Genomic DNA, 1081 nt, shown 5'->3' with positions numbered 1-1081 from the left:
CTAATTATTGCTCTTCCCCTTTTGGGCTTCCTGATCAATGGATTGACAGGTTTATTTGTTGAGAGCTACAGAAATAAAAAACAATTAATTGGTAGTATTGCCAGCACGGCAGTATTTATACCCTTTGTAATCGCTGTTTATTTCTTTATAAACATGAATGCGGGCTCTGAAGCCCTCGTCTATAAATTGTTTACATGGATGGATGTTGGCACTTTCAGTGTGGATGTTGCCTATCGTGTAGATCAATTGTCTGTAATGATGACCATGGTTGTGACAGGAGTTGGTTTCCTGATCCACATCTATTCTATGGGCTATATGTCGCATGACGAAGGTTATTGGAAGTTCTTCGCCTATCTGAATTTGTTCATCTTTGCGATGTTAAACCTGGTTTTAGGTAATAATCTCCTTCTTTTATTCTTGGGATGGGAAGGCGTAGGTGTTTGTTCGTATCTGTTGATCGGTTTCTGGTACACAGACATGGCAAAATCTGACGCAGCCAAAAAAGCTTTTATTTATAATCGTATTGGTGATTTCGCGTTTTTGATAGCGATGTTCATGGTCTTCCAAACGGTTGGAAGTTTAAATTTTGATGTTATTCTTGGTAACCTTGACAGCTTTACTGAAGGATATATGGTTGCTATCGGGTTATTGATGTTTGTTGGTGCGACCGGAAAAAGTGCTCAGATCCCATTATTTGTTTGGTTACCGGATGCGATGGCAGGTCCAACTCCGGTTTCCGCACTTATTCACGCGGCAACGATGGTAACTTCCGGAATTTATCTGATCTCCAGAATGTCGCCAATGTACGCGATGATCCCTGAAGTGATGATCATTATCTCTGTAATTGGTGCACTAACAGCGATTGTAGCAGCAACTATTGCGATCACACAAAACGATATTAAGGGTGTACTAGCTTACTCAACGGTTTCTCAGTTAGGATATATGTTTCTGGCGCTTGGAGCAGGTGGATTTACAGCTGCGATGTTTCACGTTGTTACTCACGCATTCTTCAAAGCATGTTTATTCCTTGGATCCGGTTCGGTAATTCACGCTATGGAGCACGTAGAACATGGATTACATA

Annotated in this window: 1 protein-coding gene; it reads left to right on the top strand. The window is 41.1% G+C overall.

Annotated elements, in window-relative coordinates; translation table 11 throughout:
• Positions 1-1081, top strand: a 1081-nt coding sequence (locus ABJV04_RS00020) for an NADH-quinone oxidoreductase subunit L (protein WP_348489056.1), incomplete at both ends; no start/stop codon positions are given.

Source organism: Aliiglaciecola sp., assembly GCF_039982535.1.
Taxonomy (GTDB): domain Bacteria; phylum Pseudomonadota; class Gammaproteobacteria; order Enterobacterales; family Alteromonadaceae; genus Aliiglaciecola.
This window is presented reverse-complemented; position numbering and strand designations above follow the sequence as displayed.